General features: G+C 66.4%; 24 protein-coding genes. 18 read left to right on the top strand and 6 right to left on the bottom strand.

What is annotated here, in order from left to right; translation table 11 throughout:
• Positions 1-14 precede the first annotated feature (14 nt).
• The 3 genes from ACOGXD_RS14260 to ACOGXD_RS14250 all read right to left on the bottom strand — a co-directional run bounded on the left by ACOGXD_RS14260 (position 15) and on the right by ACOGXD_RS14250 (position 2,493).
• Positions 15-1,352, bottom strand: a complete 1,338-nt coding sequence (locus ACOGXD_RS14260; protein WP_419915680.1) for a sensor histidine kinase — start codon at positions 1,350-1,352, stop codon at positions 15-17.
• Positions 1,353-1,504: 152 nt separating this feature from the next.
• Positions 1,505-2,185: a response regulator gene (locus ACOGXD_RS14255; protein ID WP_419915679.1), complete on the bottom strand. Its 681-nt coding sequence runs from the start codon at positions 2,183-2,185 to the stop codon at positions 1,505-1,507.
• A complete protein-coding gene (locus ACOGXD_RS14250; protein WP_419915678.1) occupies positions 2,182-2,493 on the bottom strand; it encodes a hypothetical protein in 312 nt (103 codons plus the stop codon). Before ACOGXD_RS14250 ends, ACOGXD_RS14255 begins: the two co-directional genes overlap by 4 nt.
• Before the next feature lie 143 nt (positions 2,494-2,636).
• On the opposite strand from ACOGXD_RS14250, the gene ACOGXD_RS14245 reads away from it, so the two are divergent.
• The 3 genes from ACOGXD_RS14245 to ACOGXD_RS14235 are packed head-to-tail and all read left to right on the top strand — an operon-like array spanning position 2,637 to position 4,989.
• Positions 2,637-3,143 carry an NUDIX hydrolase gene (locus tag ACOGXD_RS14245; RefSeq protein WP_419915677.1) on the top strand — a complete coding sequence of 169 codons (507 nt, stop codon included), beginning with the start codon at positions 2,637-2,639 and terminating at the stop codon, positions 3,141-3,143.
• Positions 3,140-4,519 carry a DNA polymerase IV gene (gene dinB / locus ACOGXD_RS14240; RefSeq protein WP_419915676.1) on the top strand — a complete coding sequence of 460 codons (1,380 nt, stop codon included), beginning with the start codon at positions 3,140-3,142 and terminating at the stop codon, positions 4,517-4,519. The genes ACOGXD_RS14245 and dinB overlap by 4 nt, the downstream gene beginning before the upstream one ends.
• A 23-nt stretch (positions 4,520-4,542) precedes the next feature.
• The gene (locus tag ACOGXD_RS14235) at positions 4,543-4,989 is read left to right on the top strand and encodes a DUF3040 domain-containing protein (RefSeq protein ID WP_419915675.1); all 447 of its coding nucleotides are present in this window, start codon (positions 4,543-4,545) and stop codon (positions 4,987-4,989) included.
• On the opposite strand, the gene ACOGXD_RS14230 is transcribed toward ACOGXD_RS14235, so the two are convergent.
• Genes ACOGXD_RS14230 through ACOGXD_RS14220 form a run of 3 tightly spaced genes read right to left on the bottom strand, consistent with a single transcriptional unit; the run spans position 4,986 to position 9,434 of the window.
• Positions 4,986-7,250, bottom strand: coding sequence for a transglutaminaseTgpA domain-containing protein (locus ACOGXD_RS14230; RefSeq protein WP_419915674.1), 2,265 nt, complete (start codon positions 7,248-7,250; stop codon positions 4,986-4,988). The genes ACOGXD_RS14235 and ACOGXD_RS14230 overlap by 4 nt on opposite strands.
• Positions 7,247-8,440 carry a DUF58 domain-containing protein gene (locus tag ACOGXD_RS14225; RefSeq protein ID WP_419915673.1) on the bottom strand — a complete coding sequence of 398 codons (1,194 nt, stop codon included), beginning with the start codon at positions 8,438-8,440 and terminating at the stop codon, positions 7,247-7,249. The genes ACOGXD_RS14230 and ACOGXD_RS14225 overlap by 4 nt, the downstream gene beginning before the upstream one ends.
• A 13-nt stretch (positions 8,441-8,453) precedes the next feature.
• Positions 8,454-9,434, bottom strand: a complete 981-nt coding sequence (locus ACOGXD_RS14220; protein ID WP_419915672.1) for an AAA family ATPase — start codon at positions 9,432-9,434, stop codon at positions 8,454-8,456.
• Between the two features lie 578 nt (positions 9,435-10,012).
• Here ACOGXD_RS14220 and ACOGXD_RS14215 point away from each other — a divergent pair.
• The 15 genes from ACOGXD_RS14215 (at position 10,013) to ftsZ (ending at position 25,939) form a co-directional block, all read left to right on the top strand.
• Positions 10,013-10,648, top strand: coding sequence for an HNH endonuclease (locus ACOGXD_RS14215; protein WP_419915671.1), 636 nt, complete (start codon positions 10,013-10,015; stop codon positions 10,646-10,648).
• 258 nt (positions 10,649-10,906) lie between these two features.
• Positions 10,907-11,350, top strand: coding sequence for a hypothetical protein (locus tag ACOGXD_RS14210; protein ID WP_419915670.1), 444 nt, complete (start codon positions 10,907-10,909; stop codon positions 11,348-11,350).
• 144 nt (positions 11,351-11,494) lie between these two features.
• A complete protein-coding gene (locus tag ACOGXD_RS14205) occupies positions 11,495-11,941 on the top strand; it encodes a division/cell wall cluster transcriptional repressor MraZ (RefSeq protein ID WP_419915669.1) in 447 nt (148 codons plus the stop codon).
• A complete protein-coding gene (gene rsmH / locus ACOGXD_RS14200; protein WP_419915668.1) occupies positions 11,938-12,894 on the top strand; it encodes a 16S rRNA (cytosine(1402)-N(4))-methyltransferase RsmH in 957 nt (318 codons plus the stop codon). The genes ACOGXD_RS14205 and rsmH overlap by 4 nt, the downstream gene beginning before the upstream one ends.
• A 33-nt stretch (positions 12,895-12,927) precedes the next feature.
• Complete coding sequence (locus ACOGXD_RS14195) at positions 12,928-13,386, top strand: hypothetical protein (RefSeq protein ID WP_419915667.1); 459 nt, start codon at positions 12,928-12,930, stop codon at positions 13,384-13,386.
• 313 nt (positions 13,387-13,699) lie between these two features.
• Entirely contained in the window at positions 13,700-15,331 is a 1,632-nt protein-coding gene (locus tag ACOGXD_RS14190; protein ID WP_419915666.1) for a peptidoglycan D,D-transpeptidase FtsI family protein, read from the top strand.
• On the top strand, positions 15,324-16,817 hold the full coding sequence (locus ACOGXD_RS14185) for a UDP-N-acetylmuramoyl-L-alanyl-D-glutamate--2,6-diaminopimelate ligase (RefSeq protein ID WP_419915665.1): 1,494 nt from the start codon (positions 15,324-15,326) through the stop codon (positions 16,815-16,817). The genes ACOGXD_RS14190 and ACOGXD_RS14185 overlap by 8 nt, the downstream gene beginning before the upstream one ends.
• On the top strand, positions 16,814-17,866 hold the full coding sequence (gene mraY, locus ACOGXD_RS14180; protein ID WP_419915664.1) for a phospho-N-acetylmuramoyl-pentapeptide-transferase: 1,053 nt from the start codon (positions 16,814-16,816) through the stop codon (positions 17,864-17,866). The genes ACOGXD_RS14185 and mraY overlap by 4 nt, the downstream gene beginning before the upstream one ends.
• Positions 17,863-19,290 carry a UDP-N-acetylmuramoyl-L-alanine--D-glutamate ligase gene (gene murD, locus ACOGXD_RS14175; protein ID WP_419915663.1) on the top strand — a complete coding sequence of 476 codons (1,428 nt, stop codon included), beginning with the start codon at positions 17,863-17,865 and terminating at the stop codon, positions 19,288-19,290. Before mraY ends, murD begins: the two co-directional genes overlap by 4 nt.
• On the top strand, positions 19,287-20,417 hold the full coding sequence (ftsW, locus tag ACOGXD_RS14170) for a putative lipid II flippase FtsW (protein WP_419915662.1): 1,131 nt from the start codon (positions 19,287-19,289) through the stop codon (positions 20,415-20,417). The genes murD and ftsW overlap by 4 nt, the downstream gene beginning before the upstream one ends.
• A 3-nt stretch (positions 20,418-20,420) precedes the next feature.
• Positions 20,421-21,611, top strand: a complete 1,191-nt coding sequence (locus ACOGXD_RS14165; protein ID WP_419915661.1) for a UDP-N-acetylglucosamine--N-acetylmuramyl-(pentapeptide) pyrophosphoryl-undecaprenol N-acetylglucosamine transferase — start codon at positions 20,421-20,423, stop codon at positions 21,609-21,611.
• Positions 21,612-21,700: 89 nt separating this feature from the next.
• On the top strand, positions 21,701-23,032 hold the full coding sequence (murC, locus tag ACOGXD_RS14160; RefSeq protein ID WP_419915660.1) for a UDP-N-acetylmuramate--L-alanine ligase: 1,332 nt from the start codon (positions 21,701-21,703) through the stop codon (positions 23,030-23,032).
• On the top strand, positions 23,022-23,978 hold the full coding sequence (murB, locus tag ACOGXD_RS14155; RefSeq protein WP_419915659.1) for a UDP-N-acetylmuramate dehydrogenase: 957 nt from the start codon (positions 23,022-23,024) through the stop codon (positions 23,976-23,978). Before murC ends, murB begins: the two co-directional genes overlap by 11 nt.
• Positions 23,979-24,140: 162 nt before the next feature.
• Positions 24,141-24,731 (top strand): cell division protein FtsQ/DivIB, encoded by a 591-nt coding sequence (locus tag ACOGXD_RS14150; RefSeq protein WP_419915658.1) that lies wholly within the window; start codon positions 24,141-24,143, stop codon positions 24,729-24,731.
• Positions 24,732-24,862: 131 nt separating this feature from the next.
• Positions 24,863-25,939 (top strand): cell division protein FtsZ, encoded by a 1,077-nt coding sequence (ftsZ, locus tag ACOGXD_RS14145; protein WP_419915657.1) that lies wholly within the window; start codon positions 24,863-24,865, stop codon positions 25,937-25,939.
• Positions 25,940-26,045 lie beyond the last annotated feature (106 nt).

Here is a 26,045-nt window from a genome sequence, read left to right as displayed (position 1 = left end):
GCGGCTGGGGTGTCTCACCGGTGCCCCGCAATGGGCAGCTCGACCACGAAACGGGCGCCGCGCTGGCCGTCATGCCGTGACTCGACGCGCACTGAGCCGCCGTGACGCCGGGTGTGCTCGTACACGAGGGCCAGACCGAGGCCGGCACCGGTACCCGCTCCCCGCTTGCGCGCTGCGGCCCCGCGTGTGAATCGCTCGAAGACCAGATCGCGCTCGGACGGCGTCACGCCGGGCCCGTCGTCCTCAACGGCCACGCGCACCAGGTTGCCCGGCCGTGAGATCCCCACCCGGGTGACACCGCCGCCGTGCTTTTCGGCATTGCGCAGCAAGTTGTCGAAGACCTGTGCCAGCCCTCGCTTGTCGCCGATCACCACGGCATCGGTTGCAGCAGCACTGATGTTCAGCTCTACATCGGGCCCGAGTGTGCCGACGCGATGCTGGACCAGCTCGGTGATGTTGACGAGACCGCGTTCGAAGACCGATCCGTCGGCGTCGGGTCGGGAGATCTCCAGGAGATCCTGCACGAGCTGCTGGAATCTGTCGACTTCGGCTGCGAGCAGATCCAGTGCCGTGGCCCCTTGAGCGGATAGCTCATCGCGGTGACCGTTCAGATAATCGATCGAACTTCGCAGGGTCTGCAGCGGCGATCGCAGCTCATGGCTGACATCGGACGCGAACCGCGCGTCGCGCGCAATACGACGCTCCATGGCATCAGCCATGTCGTTGAAGGATTCCACGATCACCGCGAGGTCGGGGTCATCGCTGCGCTCGACTCGCGTGTCGAATCGGCCGTGCGCGATCGAGTTCGCAGCATCGGACACGGTCGCGAGCGGCCGCAGCAGGCGCCCCCCGGCCCAGGCTCCGACGGCCACACCGATCAGTACCGTCAGCGCCGCTCCGACGCCCAGGATCAGTCGCAAACTGGCAAGCGTGGCCTCGATCTCCGAGAGCGGGACAACTTCGAAATACAGCGTCTCGCTGAGCTGCGAGACCGCAGCCGGGCGCAGACGCAGGCCGAGAGCGAGCTGTGGGACGCCGTCGAGCCGGTACCGCATCGCATGGGCCTGATCAGATCGCTCGACTGCCTCCACGAGTTCATCCGGAAGGTCGCTAGGCACGAGGGACGGTGACCGCCAGATATCGGGCCCGGTTCGGACGATCGAACGGCTGCCGCTGAGGCTCGGAAGCGATTCGAGCAGCACGGCGAAATCAGGGCTCTCCGCACGCAGCGAGCCCTGCACTTGGGTCGCATTTGCGAAGAACTGAGCCTCAGAGGAGTCCTGGCGCAAACCCAGCATGGAACCCCGGGAGAGGCTGTAGGTCATCACCACCAGCAGGAACGCCGCCAGCATCGCGCCGAGGGTGAAGGCGCCCACAACGCGGGCGCGAAGCGGCAACCGACGCAAGGGACGCGGCCAGCGCAGCCTCATGTCACGCCTGAAGTCCGGTTGCCGCCATCAGGCACATCAACCGGCGCAGGGGCCGCGGCCAGCGCAGCCTCATATCAGGCCCGCAGCTTGTAACCCAGGCCGCGAGCCGTCGCCACGTAGCGCGGGCTGGCCGGATCGTCCTCGATCTTGAGGCGCAGCCGGCGGACGTGCACGTCCACCAGGCGGCCATCGCCGAAGTAGTCGTAGCCCCAGACTCGTTCGAGCAGCTGCTCGCGACTCATCACCTTGCCGGGATTGTCGGACAGCTCGCAGAGCAGCCGGAACTCGGTCTTGGTCAGGTGCAACTCGTCGCCGCCTTTGGTCACGACGCCCTCGTCGGGATAGATCTCGAGGTCGCCGACGGTTCGTGGCAGGCCGCTGCCGTCCACCGTCCTGCTTCGCCGCAGCAAGGCCCTGATGCGCGCCGACAACTCCTTTGGTGCGAAGGGCTTGGTGAGATAGTCGTCCGCGCCGGCTTCAAGTCCTGCAACGACGTCGTGTGTGTCGTCGCGAGCGGTCACCATGATGATCGGCACATGGCTGATCCGCCTGATGGAGCGGCACAGCTCGAACCCGTCGAGACCGGGCAGCATGATGTCCACGAGCACGACATCAGTGCTCTCAGGCGTGAATCGCTCGAGGGCTTCTTCGCACGACTCGGCCTCGCTGACCTGCCAGCCCTCGTCCTCGAGCGCGAGACGCAGCGCCGTGCGGATCCGCTCGTCGTCTTCGACTGCGAGAACATTGGTGGTCAACGCCGTGCTCCCTTCTTGCGGACTTGTGCCGAGGCTTGGTCGGCCCATTCGCTCATGGAGCGCAGCACGAGGGCCGCGAGCGCAGCCACGCCTGCCGCGGCCGCCAGGGCGCCGATTGCCGTCCCGCCCAGCGCCGGCCCGACGCATCCTCCGCTGCACTGCAGGGCGCTCGTCGCATAGCCCGCGAGGCCGCCGCACACTGCCGCAACGACAATTGCAGCGAAAGCCAAGGCCCTGGCCAGAACCGAAGGCAGCGCGGTGGGCGCCGCAGTGAGCCCAACACTGTCGCCGTCGTCGTGCATGCTCACCCGCGCCATGGTACGGCCAGGCGTACAGCACATCGTCAATCGCCCATTATTCCCGTTCATGTTCCCCGTCTCCGCTCGGTACGGGTTCACGGGCCGATCAAGCGCGGAGCTCAGCCTCGCGCCTTGCGTGGCAGACTGCGCCAATGTCGGCTGACGTGCATCGATGGGCTGTCGCCGGCGGCATCCTCGCGCATGGTGATGCCGTGCTCATGGTCAACAACCGTCGACGCAACGGCAGCACCGACTGGAGCACGCCGGGCGGTGTGGTCGATCCGGGCGAGACCGTGCTCGGAGCATTGACGCGAGAGGTAGCCGAAGAAACCGGCCTGCAGGTTTCGGCCTGGGACGGCCCGCTGTACACCGTCGAGGCAGATGGCAGCGACGGGCCCGGCTGGTTCCTGACGGTCGAGGTGCACGGGGCCGAGCAATGGAGCGGCGATCTGGATATCGCTGATCCCGACGGCATCGTCTTCGATGCCCGGTGGGTACGCGTCACCGAACTCGAAGATCTGCTCACCGGCCAATACGCATGGATGGCTGAGCCATTGCTGAAGTACCTCGCAGGCGGAGCTCCGCGAGGCCATGTGTTCCGGTACACGGTGACCGGGGATCATCGCGACGGATTGGTGGTGACGCCGGCAACCTCATGAGCCAGCCACAGCGTCGACCGCCCGATGAGGCTGAAACCGGCGAGCTGCCGATCCTTCATGTCGACATGGACGCGTTCTACGTGGAAGTCGAGCGCATGCGCGATCCATCGCTGATCGGGCGACCCGTGATCGTCGGGGGATCCGGAAGGAGAGGTGTCGTTGCATCCGCCAGCTACGAAGCCCGGGCTGCAGGCGTGCACGCAGCCATGCCGACAGCGCAAGCACGTCGCCTCTGTCCGTCCGCCGTCGTGGTCACGTCAGACTTCTCCGGCTACATCGAAGCCTCATCGGCGATTGCGGAGGTCTTCGAGTCAGTCACTCCCCACGTGGAGCCCATCGCACTGGATGAGGCCTTCCTGGATGTCTCCGGTGCCCACCGGCTGTTTGGTTCATCGTCGGACATCGCCTGGCACTTGCGCAACGCCGTGCGGGAAGCGGTGGCGCTGGATTGTTCCGTGGGCGTTGCGTCGAACAAGACCCTGGCGAAGCTCGCGTCGGTCGCGGCAAAGCCGGCAGTGCACCCCGATGGACCCCGGCCAGGGCTCGGCGTCTGTGTGGTCAGTGTCGCGGAGGAACTGCATTTCTTGCAGGCTCATCGTGTGGAGGCGTTGTGGGGGGTCGGCCCCGTAACGCTCCGCCGGCTGAACGAGATCGACGTCTACACCGTGGGCGACCTGGCGGCTGTGCCGCTGAACCAGCTGGTTTCGACTGTCGGTGCAGCGCACGGCGCGCATCTCGCAACGTTGGCGCAGGGAATTGACGATCGGCCGGTCCATCGGGGCGGGCTCCCGCGTTCGGTGAGCCACGAGCAGACGTTCGAGACCGATCTGACCGGTGTCGAACGCGTCCGGAGCGAAGCGGTACGCCTCGCCGATGCCGTCGCATCACGCCTGCGCGCCAACGGGCTGTCGGGACGAACGGTGACCGTGAAGGTCAAGCATCCCGACTTCTCGTTGCGGACGCGAGCACACACGCTTCCCGAACCGATCCAGACCGGACATGCGCTCGCCCATGTCGCGCAGAAGCTGATCGGAACGCTCGCCCTCGACGGAGGAATCCGTTTGCTGGGAGTTGCAGTGTCGAACTTGGAAGAATCGTCGTCTGCGGAGATGGCGCGTTCGACGGGGTCGCTCGACGAGCGCGATGCTGCTTCAGCACAGCCTCACCAGCTGGCTTTCAGCCTGGACCTGCCGCCTGATACTGCGACTGAGTCCGGTGACGAGGCGGTGTGGGGCCCGACGGGTGACACCGAACTCGATCTCAGGCTCGCTGATGCCCTCGATGCCATTCGAGACCGTTTCGGCCGATCCGTGATCGCCCACGGCTCGGCAGCTCTGCGTGATGGCACCCCGGGCGAGCGCCGTTGGGGCCGCTGAATGGTGCCGTACATCGGGGGTGCGTGGAAGTAGTGCCGGGCGCGGTCCTACACTGGCAGCAACATCGGCAATACAGCATTTGGAGCCTGTGCGTGCCGCTATCGGAAGACGAACAACGCATCCTGCTCGAGATCGAGAAGGACTTCTACGACACCGATCCGGAATTCGCGCGGGAGGTGTCGGAGACCACGCTGACCCGCCATGCGCTGCGCAACATCCGCTGGGCAGTGCTCGGCGGAATCCTCGGATTGGTTGGCATCGGCTTGGGTCTGCAAGTGCACTTTGCGCTGTCGTTCGTCGCGTTCCTCGTGGTCTTCGCCAGCGCGGTGGTGATCGAGCGCAATGTCCGCAAGATGGGCAAGCTCGGGCTCGAGAAGGTCTCAGACTCGATCGCTAAGCGCTCGCGGCCGAGTAACCCGGATTCCTTCGGCGACCGCATGCGGCGCCGCTTCCGCAACGACCCCAGCTAACCCCTGCCGTTCAGCCCGACTCGGTGCCGACGGCGCGAGCGGGGTCCTGCTGTCAGCGCGGACGGGCGGCATGCAGTCCCGATGCGGTCCCAGCGGCTGCGCGCAGACCGGATGCGCCCTTCGAGATGCTGTGCATCCAGCTTGGCTTCGCTGACCGTCTGCGGTGTCGGGGGCTCGGCCGCGTAAGCAGCCTGCTGAGCGGCAGCCGCCAATGAGCGCATCTCGCCTGAATCGATGCGCAGCCGACGGTCGACGCGATCGGCAAATTCGGCATGCGTCTCGACCGCGCGCTGGTCGAAACCGAGGTTGAACAGCGTTTCAGCAACGTCATCCCATGCGGCACTGACCGCGGCGCGCGCGTCGTGACGGGCGCGCCGATGGTGCAATGCCCGACGGACTCGCACGGCCGACGGCACCATGATGAGCCAGCCAATCCCGACTGCCAGCACCGCATAGAACGGCACAACGAGCCACTCCGACCAGTTCCCCGTCGGTGCCTGCGAGCCTTCGAAGTCAAGGACATCCACGAAGCCTTCGAGATCGCCTGAAAGGCCTTCCAGATCCTCAAGGCCCAGCTCGCCGATGAATCCCGAGCCCGCTTCGCCGGCCGCCTCGGGATCGCCCGGCACCACCTGCTGGGGGGCCACACCGGTGTAGACGACAGCCCCGGGGGCACCTCGCCCCGGAGTCGGCTCGAAGTACACCCAGCGTCCCGCAATCCAGACCTCGGGCCAAGCGTGGTAGTGCTCGCCCCTGACCACATAGACGCCGTCGATCAGTTCGCCGGGCGTGAAACCCACCGCCACGCGCGAAGGCAAGCCGATCGCCCGGGCCATCGCAGCGTAGGTGCCAGCGAATTGCTCGCAATAGCCGCGCCGTTCTTCGAACAGGAACTGTTCCATGCGTTCGGCATCGTGGCCGCTGGGCACTCTCAATGCGTAGACGAAGTTCTCGAGGAAGAAGTTCTGCAGCGCCAGGGCCTTCGCGTACGGGCCGGCTGCGTCGGCTGTGATGTCGGCCGCGAGGCCAACCACGCGCTGGTTGAAGTCTGATGGCAAGTCCAAGTAGTTCTCGGCGATGTCTGAGGGCACGTCCCCGCTGGCGGCCACGAGCCCTGCGACTGAGGGAACATTGACATTCGAGTTGACCGTGTAGGTCATGCCCGACTCCAGCTCGCTGCTGTGCTCGGTGACCAACGTGCCGGTCTCCGGGTCGTACAGCGCATCGGGGCCGTCGTAGGCGACTGGCTCGTATGCGGCGGGCAGCCAGATGCTGTCGAGTGCTCCGATGGTGAATTGCTGGGTGAGCGATTCGTCGCTGGCTCGCCCATCCAGGTGCCCGGATGCATCCCCATAGAGCTGCTCGGATCCCCAGAACGTTCCGTCGAAACGGCTGAGGCCTGAAACCCTCCAATATGCCGGGGCATCTGCCTCAACTCGGAACAACTCGGCACCCGAGGTGCCCACCAGGCGACCTTGGGCGTTGACCAGGGGGCTGATCGTCACCCTCGACGCAGGCGAGCTGCCATCGAGGTCTTTCCACGAGACGATCGCCGGAGCGTCGCTGCCAGGCAGCAACGGCACCAGCAGCGCAGCGCCAAGCGCTGCGAGGATTCCCAAGCGCAGCGCCGTGCGCATAGGCACGGCTGCACGCCGCCTGTCAGTCGCGCCCACCGATGTACGGTCGCCGGTGTGGTGGATGCCGTGTGCGGCCACGAACGCTGCTGCACAGACGACCATCGCAGCGGCACTGCGGATTCGCCATGCATCCGTGCCCAATGCCGCCACGAATGCGAGCACGCCGAAGGCGGGAAGCAGCCCTTCTCCTACTGATTGCGCGCGCAGTGCCAGTGCGTCGGCGACAAAAGCGGCGAGCCAGATGACGGCGCCGCCGACCAGCAGGAAGCCCGCGGTGGCCGGCGTCGGTGCTTCCACTATGCCGAAGGCATCCCAGGCCGCAGTCACGTCGGCCGCCGCTTGCCGCAGCGTCTCCGCTGTGGGAAGCAAGCGCAGCCAGAGTGTGTCGGAGTACAGGGCCAGTCCTTCGACGATGATCAGCATCACCGCCGATGCCGTCGCGGCCGCCGCGAATGGCCAGCGCTGGCGCCGCGTGACTGCAGCCGAGGCATGACCGCCCAACGCCATCATGAGCCACAGCGGCGCGTAATCCCAAGCGTCGAACAGGCGGCGAGCAGTGAGAACCGAGAGCAGGGTCAGCAGCCAGAGCGAGACCTCCACCTGCCACAGGCTGCGCCCCTTCATGTGCGCACCGCGTTCGTTTGGGACGATGTCTGCGCTGCAGCCCACTTGGGTCCGAGGTCGGCGAGCGTGCTGATGTCGACAACTCCCGGGCCACCCGCCGGCAGGGCATCACCAGAGCTGCACACGCGGATGACGGTCATCGACGACGTGCGCGAGCCCGCCGCCGAGATTGCTTCGGCATCTCGCGCCGCATCGAATGCGGTGCCTCCGAGCACCACGACCACTGCGCCTACGGCCGTCGCGGCGGCTGCCGCAAGCGTGCTGCGCAGGGATCCCTGCGCAGATGTGGAGACATCGGCGAGATGATCGAACAGCTGCGCCAAGCCTTCCCCGGAGGTCACGAAGCCGGTATCTGCGCCCGCCACCGTCAGCAGTCGCAGCGGGTCATGCCGAGTAGCGCTGGCAAGCACGACGCTCGCGGCGGCAGATACGGCAAGCTCGAAGCGCCCATCGGCGAGCGGGTCAGCGTCAAAAGCGGTGCTGCGAGTGTCGAGCACCACCGTGACCCGGCTCCGGCGGGGCACCTCGTCTTCCCGCACCATCGGGCGGCCGAGACGCGCCGTCGAGGGCCAGTGGATGCGGCGAACATCGTCGCCGGCGGTGTAGTCGCGCAGCGCGTAGAAATCCTCGCCGATGCGCTGCAAGGTGTGGACATCTGCGGCAAGGCCCAACGGCTCAGGCCCGCGAGCCAGGCGCGGCGGCACCAGAGTCTGCGTCGCCGGATAGACGACCAGCATCGTCCGCGGGCCGTCTCCGACGGAGGTACGGGCCAGACCGAGCGGATCGACGATATCGACCTCTGCTGGTCCGATCTCCAAACGGCCACGGCGTTGAGTGGGCAGCAGGTACGACGTACTCAGACGCTCGGCGGCAAGCAGCGGGCCGACTCGCAGGCGCGCGCCGAGCGTGCCGGTCACCGGATCGGTGAGCTGGAGCACGGGGGCATGTCCGCCCAAGTTGGTGAGGACGAGCTGCACCCGTGCCTTGCCTCCGGCATGGACACGCGCAGGCTGGACCGAACGCTGGATCCTGAGACGGATCCGTCGCGTCCGGGTCCACACCACCGCACCCGAGATCAGTGCGATCCCCGCCAATGCGAGCACTAAGAGCTCACCCATGCCGAACAGCCGACCGGCCCCGGCGGCGACTGCTGAGCCGATCCCGACGGACCAGCCCCGTCGCGTCAGCATTCGGCCCAGCCTCTTAGCCGGCGGCGGTGGGGACAGCGACAGCGTCGAAGACGTCGCGCAGGGCCGTCTGGGGGGTCAAGCCCTGCAGTTGCGCATCAGCACTCAAGCGGATCCGGTGACCGAGCACCGGCTCAGCGACGGCCTTCACATCGTCGGGCACCACGTAGCTCCGGCCGGCGGCGAGTGCGCGTGCCTGTGCAACACGCTGAAGGTCGAGCGTGGCGCGTGGGCTGATGCCCAGCGTGATCGTGCCGCGCTGCCGCGAGGCATCCGCCACAGCGACGATGTAGCGGCGCAGCACCGGGGCAACGTGGACTTCGGTGACAGTGCGAGTCATTGCCAGCACCTCGCTGGCAGTGGCAACAGGCTCGAGCGTGATCTCGCTGGTGCCGTCGTGGAGATCGAGCACCTCGACGGCCGAATCTGCATCCGGGTAGCCGATGCTGACGCGCATCAGGAACCTGTCGAGTTGAGACTCGGGCAAGGGGTACGTGCCTTCGTGCTCGATCGGGTTCTGCGTCGCAATCACCATGAACGGCTGACCGAGCGGTCGTGTGGTGCGATCGGTCGTGACCTGGCGTTCCTGCATTGCTTCGAGCAATGCGGCTTGCGTCTTCGGCGAAGCCCGGTTGATCTCGTCGACCAGCACGATGCTGGAGAAGAGCGCGCCAGGACGGAACTCGAAGGTGCGCTCACGTTCATCCCAGACGTTCACGCCGATGACGTCAGACGGCAGCACGTCAGGTGTGAATTGAATCCGGCCGAACGGTGCGTCAATCGATGCTGCCAGTGACTTGGCGAGACTGGTTTTGCCGACTCCCGGGACGTCTTCGATCAGCAAGTGTCCGTCGCACAGCAGGCACAGCAGCGAGAGCCCGACCGCGTCGGGCTTGCCGCGAATGACCCGCTCCACGTTCGCAGAGATGCGCTCGAACGTCTGCCGGAATGTCTCGGCATCGGCCACGTGCGTTTGCGGGGCAGTGTGATTGCGCACGGCGTCTGGCTTTCGGGGCTGGAGAATTCCGTGTCGCCGGCCTCTGGGCCGGGACTCGGAGAACGCTGTGAGGCTACTCAGCATCACTTCACCCTCACCGTCGCCTCCCGCTGCGTCACGATTGCTTCCCGCTCTTGTTCGCTACGCTCACGGGCCGCTCGGGCCACGGCTTCGCACTGCACTTCCGCTCTTGTTCGCTGCGCTCACGGGCCGCTGAGGCCCGGTGCTCAGCCTCTAGGGTGGCCCGGTGCGCCGATCACGGACTCCACGCGGCCCCCGTATCGGGGCGGCTCTCGCGGCCGTGGCAATGCGCCCGCGGCTGTGGCTCACCGCTGGGCGAGCCATGAGGCGGCTCATCCCGCCGCGATGGTGGATGCGCCCTCCGTTCTTGCCGGTGCCTCACCGCGACTATGTGCGATTCCGGCTGTTGACCGCCGTCGGCTCTGACGGAAGTGCGGCAGCCGAACCTGTTGATCTGATCCAATGGCTGGAATGGTGCCGACGCTGGCCTTCCGCTGCTGCGGTACACCCGTCGCATGAAGCGCGTGGCCCTGAGCCGGCGCCCCTGAGGCCGTGACATGACTCCCGTTCGAACCATCGCTCACGCGCCGCAGCCTGTCAACGATGCGGCGAACGGGAACGGTGCAATCAACGGTCATGCGGTCCTTCGTGATGGGAAGGTCTCGCGGCCCCGCACCGTGCTGTCGGAACGGACACTGGTGCTCAACGTCACCTACCAGCCACTGTCGATCACGACCGTGCGGCGCGCCCTGCTGCTGGTGCTGGCAGGAAAGGCTGATGTCGTTCACACCAAGCCCGGCAGCATTCGCTCGCCGCGTCTGACGATGTCGGTGCCTTCGGTCGTGCGCCTGAACTATCACGCACGGGCGCCGTACCGGAGGCGCGCCCCACTCCACCGGCGGGCCGTGTTCGCGCGCGACGCCTACCGCTGCCAATACTGCGGGAACCGGGCCGAGTGCATCGATCATGTCCACCCGCGCAGCCGCGGTGGCGAACACACGTGGGAGAACGTGGTGGCCTGCTGCCGGGCTTGCAACGTGGGCAAGGGGGATTCGTTGCTGTCGGAGAGCCGGTTCCGGCTGCGCCAGACTCCCTACGCACCCGAGCCGCTCGCCGTGGTGGCCGCGATGCGTGGCGATAGCCCGACTGAGTGGACCGACTACCTCGGCGACCTGCGACCTCAACTCGTCTGAGCCGCGCGATCCGACGGCAGGGACACCGTCTGCCATCGTGTGCCTGTGGCCGCATGGGTACGCGACGAATGGCACGCAAGCGCCGAATTGCTGCACGCCCGTCCAATGCCGCGCGACGGCCGACGTCGTATCTCCTGGTTGCGCCCGACCGCATCGGCAGTGATCCTGGGTTCAGCCAGCCCTGACCCCTTTGTCGGCAGACGAGATGATCTCGTCCGGCGGCACAGCGGCGGGGGACTGGTGTGGCTGGATCCTGAGATGAGCACATGGCTGGACTTGTTCGTCCCGGCTGGCGATCCCCTCTGGCATTCTGATGTCGGCAAGGCCTTTCATTGGCTGGGCCGCGCGCTGGCCGCGGCTTTCTCGGGTGCCGGTGTGCCCGCCAGCGTCCATTCCGGCCCGTACGAAGCTGGGCCGTCAGATGGCCTGGTGTGCTTTGCATCGCTCGGCCCAGGCGAGGTGGTGGTAGGCGGCCAGAAACTGGTCGGCATCTCCCAGCGTCGTACACGTGAGGGCAGCCGTTTCCAGTGCATCGCCTATGACCGCTTCGAGCTCGGACCCCTCGCATCCGTCGTGGATTCCGCTACGGCCGCTCAGGTCCGCGACCGAGCAGTGGGCTGGGCCGATTTCGGCATCACAGCCTCACCCACCGACATGGCAGAACACATGGTGAGATTCATCACCACCCACTACATCGAGTAGCGCCCCCGCCCTCCGCAGTGGGCGCGGCACATCTAGGGGTGGACAGTGTGGGTGCTTTGCCCATAAAGTGGTGCAAAGTGGTTTGCAAGGGCAGAGATGCCCACGCGAATCAGGTTCCCATTCGGACGCTGCGGAGGCCCTGCGGTGGAGAGTCTGTTCGTCGGTCAGCACGAGCACTCGCTCGATGCCAAGGGCCGCATCGTGCTCCCGGCGAGCTTCCGCAGCGCATTTGAGCCGTCCGGCTTCCTGATCAAGCACAGCGAGGGCTGCCTCGCACTCATGACGCCAGACCGATTCGGTGAGATCGCCGGCCGGATGTCCGAGCGCTCCCAGTCCGGCGGACCGCACGGTCGCGCAGCCAAACGCTCATTCGGAGCAGGTGCCGCCCGTGTCCTGCCCGACAAGCAGGGCCGCATAGCGGTTCCTGAGGAACTGCGCCGCTTCGCCGGCCTGCAGCGCGAATGCGTCGTGATCGGCGCGATCGACGAAGTCGAGATCTGGGACGCGGGGCGCTGGCACGAGATGAACGCCCAGGGCGAATCGCTCCTGGCGGCACCAGAGAGCGGCATCGAAGCAGCGGAGCAGGCGTGAGCGTGTCCACCGCTGCCCGTTCCTTCCACGAGCCTGTCATGGTTGACGAGATCGCCGAAGTGTTCGCCCCTGTAGCCGGTGGGCTGTTCGTGGACGCGACCTTGGGTGGCGGCGGTCACGCCGAGGTGCTCTTGCGGCAGCATCCTGAGCGACAACTGCTCGGCATCGATCGCGATCCCGAGGCAATTGCAGCAGCACAGGAACGGCTTGCGGCCTTCGGAGACCGAGTCACGCTGCGCTGCGAGCGGTTCGACCGACTCGGCGAGCTGGTCGATGCGGCTGCGGGAGGCCCGCTCACTGGTGTTCTGTTCGACTTCGGCGTCAGCAGTCATCAACTGGATTCGGGTGAGCGCGGTTTCTCCCACCGTCACGACGCCCCGCTGGATATGCGCATGGACTCCCGCTCGAGACTCGATGCGGGCGTCGTCGTCAATACCTACGAGTTCGCTGAACTGCGAGATCTGCTGCGGCACCACGCCGACGAGCGCTACGCCAACCGCATCGCTGCGGCGATTGTGGCCGCCAGACCGCTGGGCACAACCCGCCAACTGGCCGACACCGTCAAGGCCGCGGTGCCAGCTGCAGCTCGGCGCGGCCGCCGTCATCCGGCGATGCGCACGTTCGCGGCAATCCGCATCGAAGTCAACGACGAACTGAATCTCATCGAACCCGCCATGCGAGCAGCGCTCGCGCGCCTGCAGCCTCGTGGGCGCCTCGCAACGCTCGCCTATCACTCAGGAGAAGACAGCATCGTGAAGATCATTCTGCGAGAAGCGGCCGACGGCGTGTGCGAATGCCCGTCGACGTTGCCATGCATCTGCGGCGCCGCGCCCACCGTTCGCCTGCTGCGCCGCAAGGTCACACGGCCCAGCACTGCAGAGGTCGAACGGAACCCGCGCGCCGCCAGCGCCGTGATGCGCGCAGCAGAACGCCTCGAGCCTGCCCGCCGCTGATTCCAGCGCCCCCAGAGAACCGAGCTTCGCCCGATGGCCCTCGCAACTGCCCACTTCACCGTCGCGGATACCCCGCCGGGACTGGTACAGGCGCCGGTGGGTCGCGCCGTGGGGTTGCGTCTCGTCGGCGTCACTGCGCTGCTGGCGGCCGCTGCCATCACCGTGCTCGCAGGTCTCGCGGTGTTTCACTCGATGCTGGCTGCGGGGCAGTACCGGCTGTCGGAGCTGGAGTCGGAGATCGCTGCAGAGCGAGAGCGCCTGATCGATCTTCGCTACGAGCTTCAGACGCTCCATGGTCCCGCGGAGATCGAATTGATGGGGGTGGGGGCGCTCGGCCTGGTGAGCGCGACGGATCCTGTCGATGTGCGGATCGAGCCTCGGCATATTGCTGCCGTCGACCCACCGCAGCGAAGCATCCATGAAGGTGGGGACTGGCTCTCGATCAAGACGCTGCTGACCGACGCGTCCACAGCGCATGACCGACGTTCTTGAGCACTCCGAGCGCCATACAGCTCCGGCGCCATGGCACCCGTCGATGGGTGCTCCGCCGGGGCTGCGATCGCCAGCTGCCCGCTCGCGGTCCGCGTCGCGTGCCGGTCAGGCATCGCGTGTGGGCGCAACGGCAGCTCGACAGGCTGATACGGCGAACGCGCGCGGGTGGCATCCGTCGTCGGGAGCGAAGGGACCGTCTGGCGAACTGGGGACAGCATCTGCCACGGAGCGGACCGAACGCGGCGCGCGCCGGCGCACGGCTCGCGCCGGACCGCCGCGCCGACGGGCGCTGCTGCTGATCATCGCCTCAGGCGTGGCGCTGGCCACCTTGGGTGCGCGCCTGGTTCAGGTGCAGGTGCTCGACCGCAACACCTATGCCGCTCTCGGCGAGCGTCAGGGAACCGCACAGTGGGAGCTCGAATCGGTCCGCGGTGCGATCCTGGATCGAAATCTGAATCTGCTCGCGGTGTCGGACAACTTGCCCACGGTCTGGGCCGATCCACGCCTGGTGACCGACCCGTACCAGACGGCTGCTGTGCTGGCGTCAGTGCTGGACATAGACGCTGACGTCATCGCCGAACGGCTCGCGAGCGACCGTCACTTCGTCTACGTGGCGCGTCAAGTGAGCCCCGAAGACGGGCTGGCAGTGCAGGAAATGCAGCTGGCTGGCATCGGCGTACGGGGCGAGTCCTCACGGCTGCGACCGAACGGGGACGACTTCGCGCGCGGGCTGCTCGGCGCCACCGACATTGATCAGAACCCGCTGGGCGGTGCTGAGAAGCAGTTCACGGAGGTGCTCGACGGGACAGACGGCCGTGAGGTCGCTCGCATCGCCCAGAGCGGGATGCCGTTGCCGACCGGGACCGAACTCTTTGAACCTGTCAGTCATGGCGACGACGTGGTGCTCACGCTGCACACCCAGATGCAGTGGGTTGCGGAGCGATCTATCAGCGAAGCTGTCAAGGCGACCAGTGCCAAGGGCGGCATGGTGGTAGTGATGCAAACCGATACCGGCGATGTCATGGCGTTGGCGGCGGTCGCCCGCGATCGGGACACGGATGAGGTCAGGCCGGTGGCATACAACCCGGCATATACGGACGCATTCGAGCCAGGCTCGGTTGCCAAGAGCTTCACGGTCGCCACGGCACTGGAAGCAGGACTTACCACGCCGGTCGAGGTGCATTCGACGCCGGCCGCGTACACATTCGCCGACAAAGAATTCATCGAGCCGTATTCCAAGCCCAGCGCCGACATGACGACCTCGGAGGTCCTCGTTCATTCATCGAACATCGGGACCATCAAGCTTGCCGAACGGATTGGCGCCACTGAATTGCAGCGTTCCCTGCGATCATTCGGCTTCGGCCGCCTGACCGGAAGCGATGACGCGCCGGCGTTGCCGGGCGAGAGCAGAGGAATCCTGCGTGCTGCGAAGCAGTGGCGCGGCACCGACCTCGCCACGATCGCGTTCGGCCAAGGCATCGCCATCACTGCGATTCAGCTCACCGCTGCGTACAACGCCATCGCCAACGACGGCGTCTACGTCACGCCGCGCCTCGTGCTGGGCAGCGTGGGAAGCAACGGTGCACTGCAACCCGCGGACAGCATCCCGACACGCCGGGTGCTGTCCGAGCAGACCGCGCAGCAGATGCAGACCATCCTGGCTGAAGTAGTCCGATCGGGAACGGGCAAGCGGGCCGCCATCGACGGCTATCAAGTGGCAGGCAAGACCGGCACTGCGCAAAAGCCCAGCCCTGACGGCGGTTACTCCTCCGACGCATACACCAGCTCCTTCGCAGGATTCCTCCCTGCTGACCGACCTGAGCTCACCGTGGTCGTGGTGCTCGACGAGCCGGATGAATACCGGGCCGCCATCGTTGCCGCGCCGGTATTCGCGGAGGTCGCCGAGTACGCCCTGCGCATGCTCCAGGTGTCGCCAGATGCCTGAGCAGCGCAGCAGCTCGCCGGCAATGCCGATATCGGTGGAGGAACTGGCTGCGGCAATCGGAGGCACCTGCGTGCTGCCCGCGAACCGACGAAGCGGTCAAGCCACGGATTCCGCTGTCGTCGTGCGCGGCATCACCCACGACAGCCGTTCAGTCACGCCCAGCACGCTGTTCGCCTGCGTCGTAGGAAAGCACCACGACGGCCACCACTTCGCTGCAGACGCGCTGCACGCAGGCGCTGCGGCGCTGCTGGTGTCACAGGTGCTCGATGTCGACGTGCCTCAGATCGTGGTGGCCGACGTGCGAGCGGTACTCGGGTCTGCATCAGCTGTGGTCTGGGGGCACCCATGGCGCCGCTTCCCGGTCGTGGGCGTCACCGGGACTTCCGGCAAGACCACGGTCACGCACGCAGTCGCCGCCATCGCGAGCGCGTGCGGTACCACTTGTGAGGTCATGGGCACGCTGGACGGAACCCACACCACGCCCGAGGCACCCGAACTGTGCCGGCGTCTCAGCCAGGCTGCCGATGCGGGAACCGGGATGGTCGTGCTCGAGGTGTCGTCTCACGCGCTCGCCCAAGGCAGGGTCAATGGCGCCAGCTTCGCTGCCGGGGTGTTTACGAACCTCAGCCATGAGCATCTCGACTTCCACGAGTCGATGGAGGAGTACTTCAACGCCAAGGCGCGCTTGTTCGACGGTCGCAGCCAGATAGCGGTGTTGAACGTTGCCGACACATGGGGTCGCCGCTTGGCATCGATGGCCGCCGGCACAACGGCCGAAGTGGTCGAATGGCAGCCTTCCGACATCGACCAGGTCGTCGTGAGCACAGAGGGCCTCAGCGGCCGATGGCGCGACCGAGCCGTGCACTGCGGGCTGCTGGGCCGTTTCAACGCCGCGAACGTGGCCGCTGCAGCAGCAACCGCCAGCGCCCTCGGATTCGACGACGACGCGATTGCCGGAGCGATTGCTGCGGTGTCCCCGGTACGCGGCCGACTGTGGCCCGTCAGCGGTCCGGCTGATGACATCACTGTCTTGGTCGACTACGCCCACAAACCCGATGCACTTGCTGCCGCATTGGCCGGCGCGCGGGAGCTCGGCGCCGCAGGCGGCCGTCTGTGGGCAGTGTTCGGAGCGGGCGGTGATCGGGATCAGTCGAAGCGGGCCCTTATGGGCGCTGCAGCGGACCGCCATGCCGATGTGCTCGTCCTGACCTCCGACAATCCCCGCAGCGAGGATCCTGCTCGGATCGCATCCGATATTGCCGCAGGCGTGGTCAGTCGACGCGACGCAGACGACGGTTTGTACGTGGAACTGGACAGGTCGAGCGCCATCTCCTACGCCGTCAGGAACGCTCAGGCCGGCGATGTCCTCGTAGTCGCAGGAAAAGGCCACGAGACCGTGCAGGTGACTGCGGGGCATTCCGTACCTTTCGATGACGCAGTCGTTGCGACCGAGCATCTGCGACAGCGCAGGAGCGCACAAACATGATTGCGCTCCTCATCGCCGCCAGTTCGGCCATGTTCGTGTCGCTGGTGGGCACTCGTTACCTCATTCCCTGGCTGCAAGCGCGCGGCGTCGGTCAGCCCGTCCGCCTCGACGGCCCGCGAGGTCACATCACCAAGGCGGGTACGCCGACGATGGGCGGCGTCGCAGTCGTCACGGCAGCCGTCGTGGGATACGTCGTCAGCCACCTGCGGGCCGAGACCGTCATCACCCGGTCGGGCATCGTGCTGCTGGCAGCCGTCTGCGCTGCAGGCCTGGTCGGCTTGGCCGACGACTGGATCAAGGTCAGCCGCGAGCGCAATCTGGGGTTGAACAAGCGAGCCAAGCTGATCGGGTTGATTGCCGTGGGCATCGGTTTTGCCGTCGCGTTGGTGTGGTGGGTGAACTTCGATACCGCAGTCGGCTTCACACGGCTGGACGGCAACTCACTGCGGCTTCCTGCCGCCGTGTGGATTCTGTGGGCAGTCATCATCGTCCTCGGCACGTCCAACGCAGTGAACCTGACAGATGGCCTGGACGGCCTTGCCGCAGGAGCTGCTGCGGTGGCGTTCGCTGCCTTTGTCGTGATCGGCTACTGGGCGTTCCGTCACCCCATCTCCTACGACGTCAAGCACCCGCTGGACCTCGCCATCGTCGCTGCCGCAATGGCCGGAGCGTGTGCAGGGTTCCTGTGGTGGAACGCCCCCCCGGCGCGGATCTTCATGGGCGATACCGGTTCACTGGCCATCGGCACCGCGATGGCCGGCCTCGCGATGCTGCTGCACGTCGATCTCCTGCTGCCTGTCATAGGCGGCCTCTATGTCATCGAAACAGCGTCGGTGATCATCCAGGTCGGCTCGTTCAGGCTCTTCGGCCGGCGCCTGTTTCGGATGGCGCCGATGCACCACCATCTCGAGTTGGGCGGCTGGCCGGAAACCACCGTGCTCATCCGTCTCTGGGTCGTCAACAGCCTGCTGGTCGCGCTGGCGCTGGGCATGTACTACGCGGATTTTCTGAGCCTGGATCTTGTCGAGATCCCGGCAGGTTCGTTGTGAGCGCGCCGGCTGCCCAGGAACCGGCGTGCGACGACGTCACGCCCGCAGACGGGCCGGTCGTCGTGGTGGGCATGGGAGTGACCGGATGGGCAGTGGCCTCCGCGCTCGCAGCACGCGGTCACCAGGTGATCGCTGCGGATGACCGACCCGGCGAGGCGGCGCGCAGAGGGGCGGGGGCAGATGTTGCATTCGGCGAGATCCACGACTCCACTGATGCGACCCTGCTCAGGGACCTGATCTCGGACGCCGCAGCCGTCGTGCCAGCTCCGGGAGTGCCGCCGCGACACCCCACTTACACGCTGGCAGCAGCGACCGGAGTGCCGGTGCTCAGCGAACTGGATCTGGCAGCGCAGTGGGACAGTCGACCCCTCGCAGCGATTACTGGCACCAATGGCAAGACGACGGTCACGGTCCTCACGGAGCGAATGCTGAACCGGAGCGGAATCTCCGCTGTCGGCGCAGGCAACACCGACATCGCTCTGGTGGACGCGATCGACCGTGAGGTATCCACGTTTGTGGTGGAGGCGTCATCATTCAGGCTGCACCGGGCGCGCCGATTCGCTCCCGCAGTCGCTGCGTGGCTGAATCTGGCCCCAGATCATCTCGACTGGCATCCTGACCTGCGCGACTATGCCGCTTCCAAAGCGAGGATCTGGGCGGCGCAGGGTCCCGACGATGTTGCGGTGGTTCCATTTGGCGACACCGATGTCGAACCGTGGACCTCCGGGATCCGTTCGCGACGTGTGACCTTCGCGACGCCCCAACAGCTTGAGGCGCCATGCGATGTGCGCTACGAGCGCGGCATTCTGGTCGCGCATAGTGACAGCATCGTGGCGGCGGCGGAACTGCCCCGACGGCGTCCCCACGATTTGTCGAATGCCGCCGCTGCAACGGCTGTTGCGCTGGAGATGGGTGCATCGGTCGAATCGGTGGCAGCAGAGCTGCATTCGTTCGATGGGCTGCCTCACCGGCTCGCGTTCGCGGGCCACATCGACGGCGTGAGCTTCTATGACGACAGCAAGGCGACAGCGCCGCACGCGACGGTCGCGGCGCTGCGGGGCTTCTCCGATGCGGTGCTGATCGCGGGCGGTCGGAACAAGGGCCTCGATCTCGGGGAGCTGGTTGCTGTTGCCGAGCATGTTCATGGCGTCGTGGCAATCGGTGAGGCCGCCGGCGACGTGCTCGACTGCTTCAGTCAGCCTGCATGCGGCCAGATCGAGCTCGTCCGTGCCGATTCGATGACCGAAGCTGTGGAGGCTGCCCACCGGATGGCGCAACCCGACCGCGACGTGGTGCTGTCGCCCGGATGCGCGTCCTTCGACTGGTACTCGAGCTACGGCCAGCGAGGCGAGCACTTCAGCAGGGCTGTGGCTGAGCTCGCTGAGCGAATCCGCTCAGGGGTGCCGAACGGGGGACAGCAATGAGCAAGCTGGATCTCCCACGCACTCCTTCAGGTCGACCTCCATCGGGCCCGTCGGTGCGCTACGCCGCACTCCTGTCTGCGGTGTTCCTGCTGCTGCTCACCGGCGTCGTATTGGTGCTGTCGGCTACGTCGGCGACCGGAATCGAGTCGTCCGACCGTCCTTTGCAGTACTTCACCCGGCACCTGTGGTCGGTCGGGATCGCTGTTGCCGTGCTGCTCGTCACGCTTGGCGTTGACTACCGGCACTGGCGGCGCATGGCACTGCCCCTCGCAGCAGCGAGCGTGACCTTGTTGGTGATCGTGCTCGCGGTCGGGAAGCGCTCCGGCGGTGCTCGTCGCTGGATTGAAGTCGGCCAATTCAGCGTTCAGCCGTCGGAGATAGCGAAACTGGCGCTCATCGTTGCGTTGGCTGCTTTTTTGGATGCCCGCAAAGATCAGATCGAGCGTCCCGACCGGATCCTGCGGCCCGCGATGCTCCTGCTCACTGCCGGGTGCTCGCTGGTATTGCTGCAGCCGGATCTGGGAACCACCCTCATCCTGGCAGGCATCGGCGTCGGCATGCTCTTCGTCGCGGGCCTGCCAGGCCGCGATCTGGGGAAGATCGCTGTCATGGTCGTAGTGGCAGCACCGTTGCTGGCGTACGCGGCGCCGTACCGCCGCGCACGGCTTGCGGGCTTCCTGGATCCGATCTCTGAGCGAGCCTCGAGCGGCTACCAGACGTTCCAGAGCCTGGTGGGTCTGGCACAGGGAGGGCTGCGGGGCACTGGACTGGGGGCGGGCCAGGCCAAATGGGGCTGGGTGCCCAATGCACCCACCGACTTCATCTTCGTCATCGTCGGCGAGGAGATGGGGCTCCTCGGCGCCCTCGGGCTCCTGACACTGCTGGGGGTCGTCGGCATCGGAGGGCTCCGAACGAGCCAGAAGGCGCCAGACCTGTTCGGTTCCCTGCTCGCAGCCGGAATCGCGATCTGGTTCGTGCTCCAGACACTGGTCAACGTCGGCGGTGTGGTTGGATTGCTGCCGGTGACTGGTGTGACACTGCCATTCCTGTCCTTCGGCGGTTCGTCACTTGTAGTGACAGCAGCGGCCGCAGGTCTGCTGCTGAATGTGACGCGGCGATCCGGTTGAGCCGTGGCGACACCCGGCAGCGCCGCTGACGCTCCCAGCGTTCTGATCGCGGGGGGCGGCACCGCGGGGCACCTGATGCCCGGCTTGGCGGTGGCCTCCGCCCTGACCGAGCGTGGCTGGCCAGCGGAAGGCATCCATTTCGTCGGCAGCGCACGGGGAATCGACGCAAAGATCGTGCCGGATGCTGGCTTCCGCGTGACCTTGCTCGGAGGCCGGGGTCTCACTGCACGCAGAGTGAACCTGACCAACGCGCGCGCTGCAGCGAGCTTGGCGTGGGCCACCTTGCGCGGCATCGCGCTCGTCGGGCGACGGCGTCCAGCTGCGGTGCTGTCGCTAGGTGGCTACGCCGCGCTTCCCGCAACGGTGGGAGCGGTGATCTGGCGCGTGCCGTTGGTGATCGCCGAGCAGAACGCAGTCGCATCGGCAACGAACCGCCTGCTGGGCCGATTCGCACGCGCCGCGGCCGTGCCCGTCCGCGGGACGGGGTTGCACAGGGAAGTCGTGACCGGGAATCCCGTGCGTCCGGCAGTCGTCGAGGCCGCAGCTCGAGCAGGCGACACCCGTGCCGAGCTCGGTTGGCCCGCAGATGCAACCGTTGTAGTGGTGTTCGGCGGTTCGCTGGGCTCGCTCCGGATCAACACAGCCATCTGGGCGACGTTGCCGTCACTGCGGGATCGCGACGGCTTGTTCATCCATCACGTGGTGGGCGAACGCGACTGGGCTGAGCGACCGCCTCCACCGCCACTGCGACCCGATGATTCGCGGATACGTGACTGGTACCGCGCGGTGCCGTTCGATGAACAGTTGCCTGCCGCCTTGGCTGCGGCTGACGTCGCGATCTGCCGTGCTGGGGCATCGACGGTGGCAGAGCTGTCGGTCATCGGCACGCCTGCTGTCCTCGTGCCCTTGCCGATAGCGACCAACGACCACCAACGTCGCAACGCCGAGGAGCTGGCCGCCACCGGCGCGGCACGCGTGGTTGCCGATGCCGAATTCGACGGGCAACGGATGCTCGCAGAGCTCGAACAGATTCTGGAATTGCGAAACCAGGTCCCCCCGGAGCGTCCCCGCGAGGGGACCTTCGGTCGTCGAGACGCTGCACAACGGGTGGCGCAGCTCGTGATTCAGCACAGCTCAGCAGTTCCTGGCTCCCTGGTACACGAGGATCGTTTGCCGAGAGAGCACACAGCGTGAACACCTCGCCGTCCATCGAACCGGCGCTCCTTACCCGGGAGCCGTCGGGGCGGTCTCCTGATCTTGGAGAGCCTCGCAGCATCCATTTGGTGGGAGCCGGTGGCGCCGGCATGAACGCCATCGGGTTGGTGCTCGCCGAGATGGGCCATGCCGTCAGCGGCAGCGACCTACGAGCAGGCCCTGGCATGACGCGGCTCGCAGCGCACGGTGCCCGGGTCGTCATCGGGCATGAGGCCGCCAACATCGGCTCGGCGGACATCGTGGCGCACTCGAGTGCGGTGCCCCAAGCCAATGTGGAGCTGGTCGAGGCCCGCCGCCAGGGCATTCCGGTGCTCAGCCGGGCTGAGTTGCTCTCAGGAATCTGCCAGGGCAAGCAGACACTGGCGGTCGGCGGTACCCACGGCAAGACGACTACCTCGTCGATGCTGGCGTTGTGCCTGGTAGCAGCCGGTGAACACCCCTCCTTCCTCGTGGGCGGCGAGGTGAACGAGATTGGCTCCGGTGCCGTTTGGGACACGGCGGGGGAGTGGTTCGTCGTCGAAGCAGACGAGTCTGACGGGACGTTTCTGGAGTTGGGCGCCGATGCGGTGGTCGTGACGAACATCGAGCCTGACCATCTCGACCACTACGGCAGCTTCGACGAGCTCGCGGCTGCATTCGAGGCTTTTGCCGGCGGTGCTGGAGGGCCACGCATCGTGTGTGCCGATGATCAGGGGGCAGCCGCGATGGCCGAGCGCATCGGCGGATGCGTGACGTACGGCAGGGCCTCCCACGCCGACTACCGGATCACCGACGCGCACAGCTCTCGTACCGGTGCGGGCTTCGAGCTGGTCACCGGCGCGACGTCGATCGGCCGTTGTGAGCTGCCGTTGCCTGGACTGCACAACGTGACGAATGCGGCTGGTGCTCTCGCTGCGGCACTTGAGCTCGGCGCCGCCGCGTCACCGATGATTGACGCCCTCGGTCGATTTGCCGGCGTCGCTAGGCGATTCGAACGACGCGGCGAGCGCGACGGGGTGTCGTTCATCGACGACTATGCCCACCTGCCGACCGAAGTAACCGCTGCAATCGCCGCAGCCCGCAGCGGAGGCTGGAAGCGGATTGTCGCCGTCTTCCAGCCGCATCGCTACTCGCGGACCGCGGCCCTCTGGCAGGATTTCGCGGACTCCTTCGCTGATGCGGACCAAGTGGTTCTCACCGACATCTACTCCGCAGGCGAAGTGCCTCGGCCCGGTGTGTCCGCCGAACTGCTGCTCGGCGCCGTGCTCGATGCCCATCCGTATGCATCGGTGGCGTATCTCCCGGGCCGGACCGAGCTGCGGTCTTACCTGCGAACCAATCTGCGCTCTGGCGACCTGTGTCTCACATTGGGCGCCGGTGACCTGACGACGCTCGCAGACGAGCTGCTGCATGTCTCCTGAGCGCTGGTCAGACCCAGATGCAATTCGCCGTGCCGCCACCGTGCTCGGCGGTGAGGCTCGCGTCAACGCCCCTCTGGGTGCGTTGACCACTTCGAGAGTCGGTGGTCCCGCGGCGGTGGCGTTTGTGGCAAACGGCCCGTCCGACCTGCAACGCGCCGCAGAGGCCGCAGCGGCTTCTGGGTTGGAGATTCTTGTGGTCGGGCGAGGATCAAATCTGCTGGTCGCAGACCAGGGCTTCGAGGGCATCGCACTCTTCCTCGGCGACGCCTACGGCGAGATCGAACTCGATCATGCGAACGCAACGATCACCGCAGGCGCATCTGTGGCACTGCCCGTGCTTGCGCGCCAGTGTGCCTCGGCGGGCATCGGCGGCCTGGAATGGGCCGTCGGTGTTCCGGGTTCCGTGGGAGGCGCCGTGCGGATGAACGCTGGAGGACACGGCAGCGATATGGCGTCGTGCTTGATCGACGCTGACATCGTCGATCTGCAGGCTGAGCCCAGAGATGTAGCCGAGGCCCGTGACGTCGATGCCATGGACTTGGGTTATCGCAGCAGTGGCCTCCGAGACTGTCACGTGGTGGTTCGCGCGCGGTTGAGCGGTCGGCCATCGTCACCGTCGACGGCGATGGATCAGATCGCGGATATCGTCCGCTGGCGCCGGGAGCATCAGCCCGGCGGGCAGAACTCCGGTTCCGTCTTCGTGAACCCACCTGCTGAGTCCGCGGGGGCTCGTATCGACCAGACAGGCCTTCGCGGCTTGCGCATCGGTACAGCCGAGGTATCGCGTGTGCACGCGAATTTCATCGTTTCGGATCCCGGCGGCACCGCAGCAGATGTCGTCGCGCTCATGGCTGAAATCCGGCGCCGTGTGACTGAGTCGTCCGGGATCGTGTTGCAGCCCGAGATCCGCATGGTGGGCTTCGAATCGGCACCGACGCCATCTTGAGCGATGGCCCCGGTTGAAAGGAAGCCTCCGGCACGGGCAGGGCGTCGCCGGCGATGGCTGACCGTAGCGGCGCTCGGCGTCATCGCGACATCAGTCGCCACGATTCTTCTTGCAGCAGGCACATTCGAAATAGACCACATCCACTTCAACGGTCTGCATCGCGTGAGTTTTGACGAGGCAAACAATGCTGCGGACATCCGCACTGGGGACTTCATGGGAACTCTCGACACCGGCGAAGCTGAACGGTCGCTCGAGGAACTGCCCTGGGTCGCTGACGCTCGAGTCCGGCGGCGATGGCCTGCAAGCGTGGAAGTGGACATCGCCGAGCGCACCGGCGCGGCGATTGCATTGGCCGCTCCCGACAGCTGGGTTCTCATTGACATCGAAGGTCGTGTCCTCACTTCGCCGCTCGCTGTCTTGCCCGAGCATCCGCGCTTGTCGGGTATTGCTGCGGCGCCGGGACCGGGTGGCTTCCTCGCGAGCGATGCGGATGCGCTGCTCGCCGCGTTGAGCGCAGCTCGCGGGCAACCGGAGTATGTCGTTGCTTCGCTGTGGCGGGACAGACGCGGCGACATACGCGCTCGCGTGCGCCAACAGCCCGGCGACCTCATGCTGGAGGTGACGCTGGGGGACGAGTCGGCGATCGGGGCCAAGACGGCGGCAATTGCTGCAGTCATCGGGGAGATGACGACATCTCATGCCACCTTGGATGTGTCGGTTCCGCACCTGCCGGTGCTCCGCCCGTCGGGCTAAGCAGTTGAGCGCTGGGTCTTGCTGATCGGCAGAGGCGTCAGTACTGTCGTCAATTGCGCTATTTTCCCCTAGAAGGTGCCCGTCGCCGGCGCGTTTAGCGTCGCGGTCGGCCAGTGAACGCAAGGAGCCCTGTGGCCTCACCACAGAACTACGTGGCAGTCATCAAGGTGGTGGGCGTCGGGGGCGGCGGCTCGAATGCCGTCAACCGGATGATCGATTTCGGTTTGGGCGGAGTCGAGTTCATCGCCGTCAATACCGACGCTCAAGCCCTGCTGTTGAGCGACGCCGATGTCAAGCTGGACATCGGCCGCCAGCTCACTCGCGGGCTCGGCGCCGGCAGCGATCCCGAAATCGGCACCCGGGCCGCAGAAGAGCACCGTGATGAGATCGCCGAAGCACTGCAGGGTGCGGACATGGTGTTCATCACCGCCGGCGAAGGCGGCGGCACCGGCACTGGGGGCGCTCCCGTGGTGGCAGAGGTCTCCAAGGAGGTAGGAGCGCTGACCATCGGAGTCGTGACACGCCCGTTTGCCTTCGAGGGCAAACGCAGGCAGATCCAAGCCGAACAGGGCATCGAGCGGCTGAAGGAGCGTGTCGACACGCTGATAGTGATCCCGAATGATCGGCTGCTGACCGTGGCGAGCGAGCACACGTCGATCATCGATGCGTTCCGCATGGCGGACGACGTGCTGCGCGAGGGCGTGTCCGGCATCTCGGGCCTGATCACCACGCCGGGCCTCATCAATACCGACTTCGCTGATGTCAAGGCGATCATGTCGAGCGCCGGTACCGCCCTGATGGGAATCGGTCGCGCCCATGGCGAGAACCGCTCTAAGAATGCGTCTCGACAGGCAGTCTCGTCGTCGCTGCTCGAGGAATCCATCGACGGTGCCCGCGGCATCTTGCTCAACATTGCCGCGGGGCCAGAACTCGGGCTGTTCGAGGTCAACGAAGCGGCGGAAGTCATCCGCGAAGTGGCGCACGCCGAGGCCAACATCATCTTCGGCACAGTGATCGACGATTCACTCGGAGAGGAGATCCGCGTAACGGTCATCGCTGCAGGGTTCGATCGTTACGGACCGGGCCGCTCCGGGAGTGCCGCGCTGGGCGACTACGCCGCCTCGGAGGAAACAGGCGATGTAGCCGACCCGTTCGGCGACCTCGACGAAGACGACGAGTCGTTCGACGTGCCCAGCTTCCTGCGGTGACGCCTGGGCCACATCACAGCTACCCCAAACTGCCGCACATCGACGTAAATCGCGACCCCGCGGCGAGGCTGTGCGGCTCAGCACGCCACACTGGCAGGCGCTTCGG

The sequence above is a fragment of the Candidatus Poriferisodalis sp. genome (genome assembly GCF_965204125.1).
In the GTDB taxonomy this organism is placed as follows: Bacteria; Actinomycetota; Acidimicrobiia; order Acidimicrobiales; family Poriferisodalaceae; genus Poriferisodalis.
This window is presented reverse-complemented; position numbering and strand designations above follow the sequence as displayed.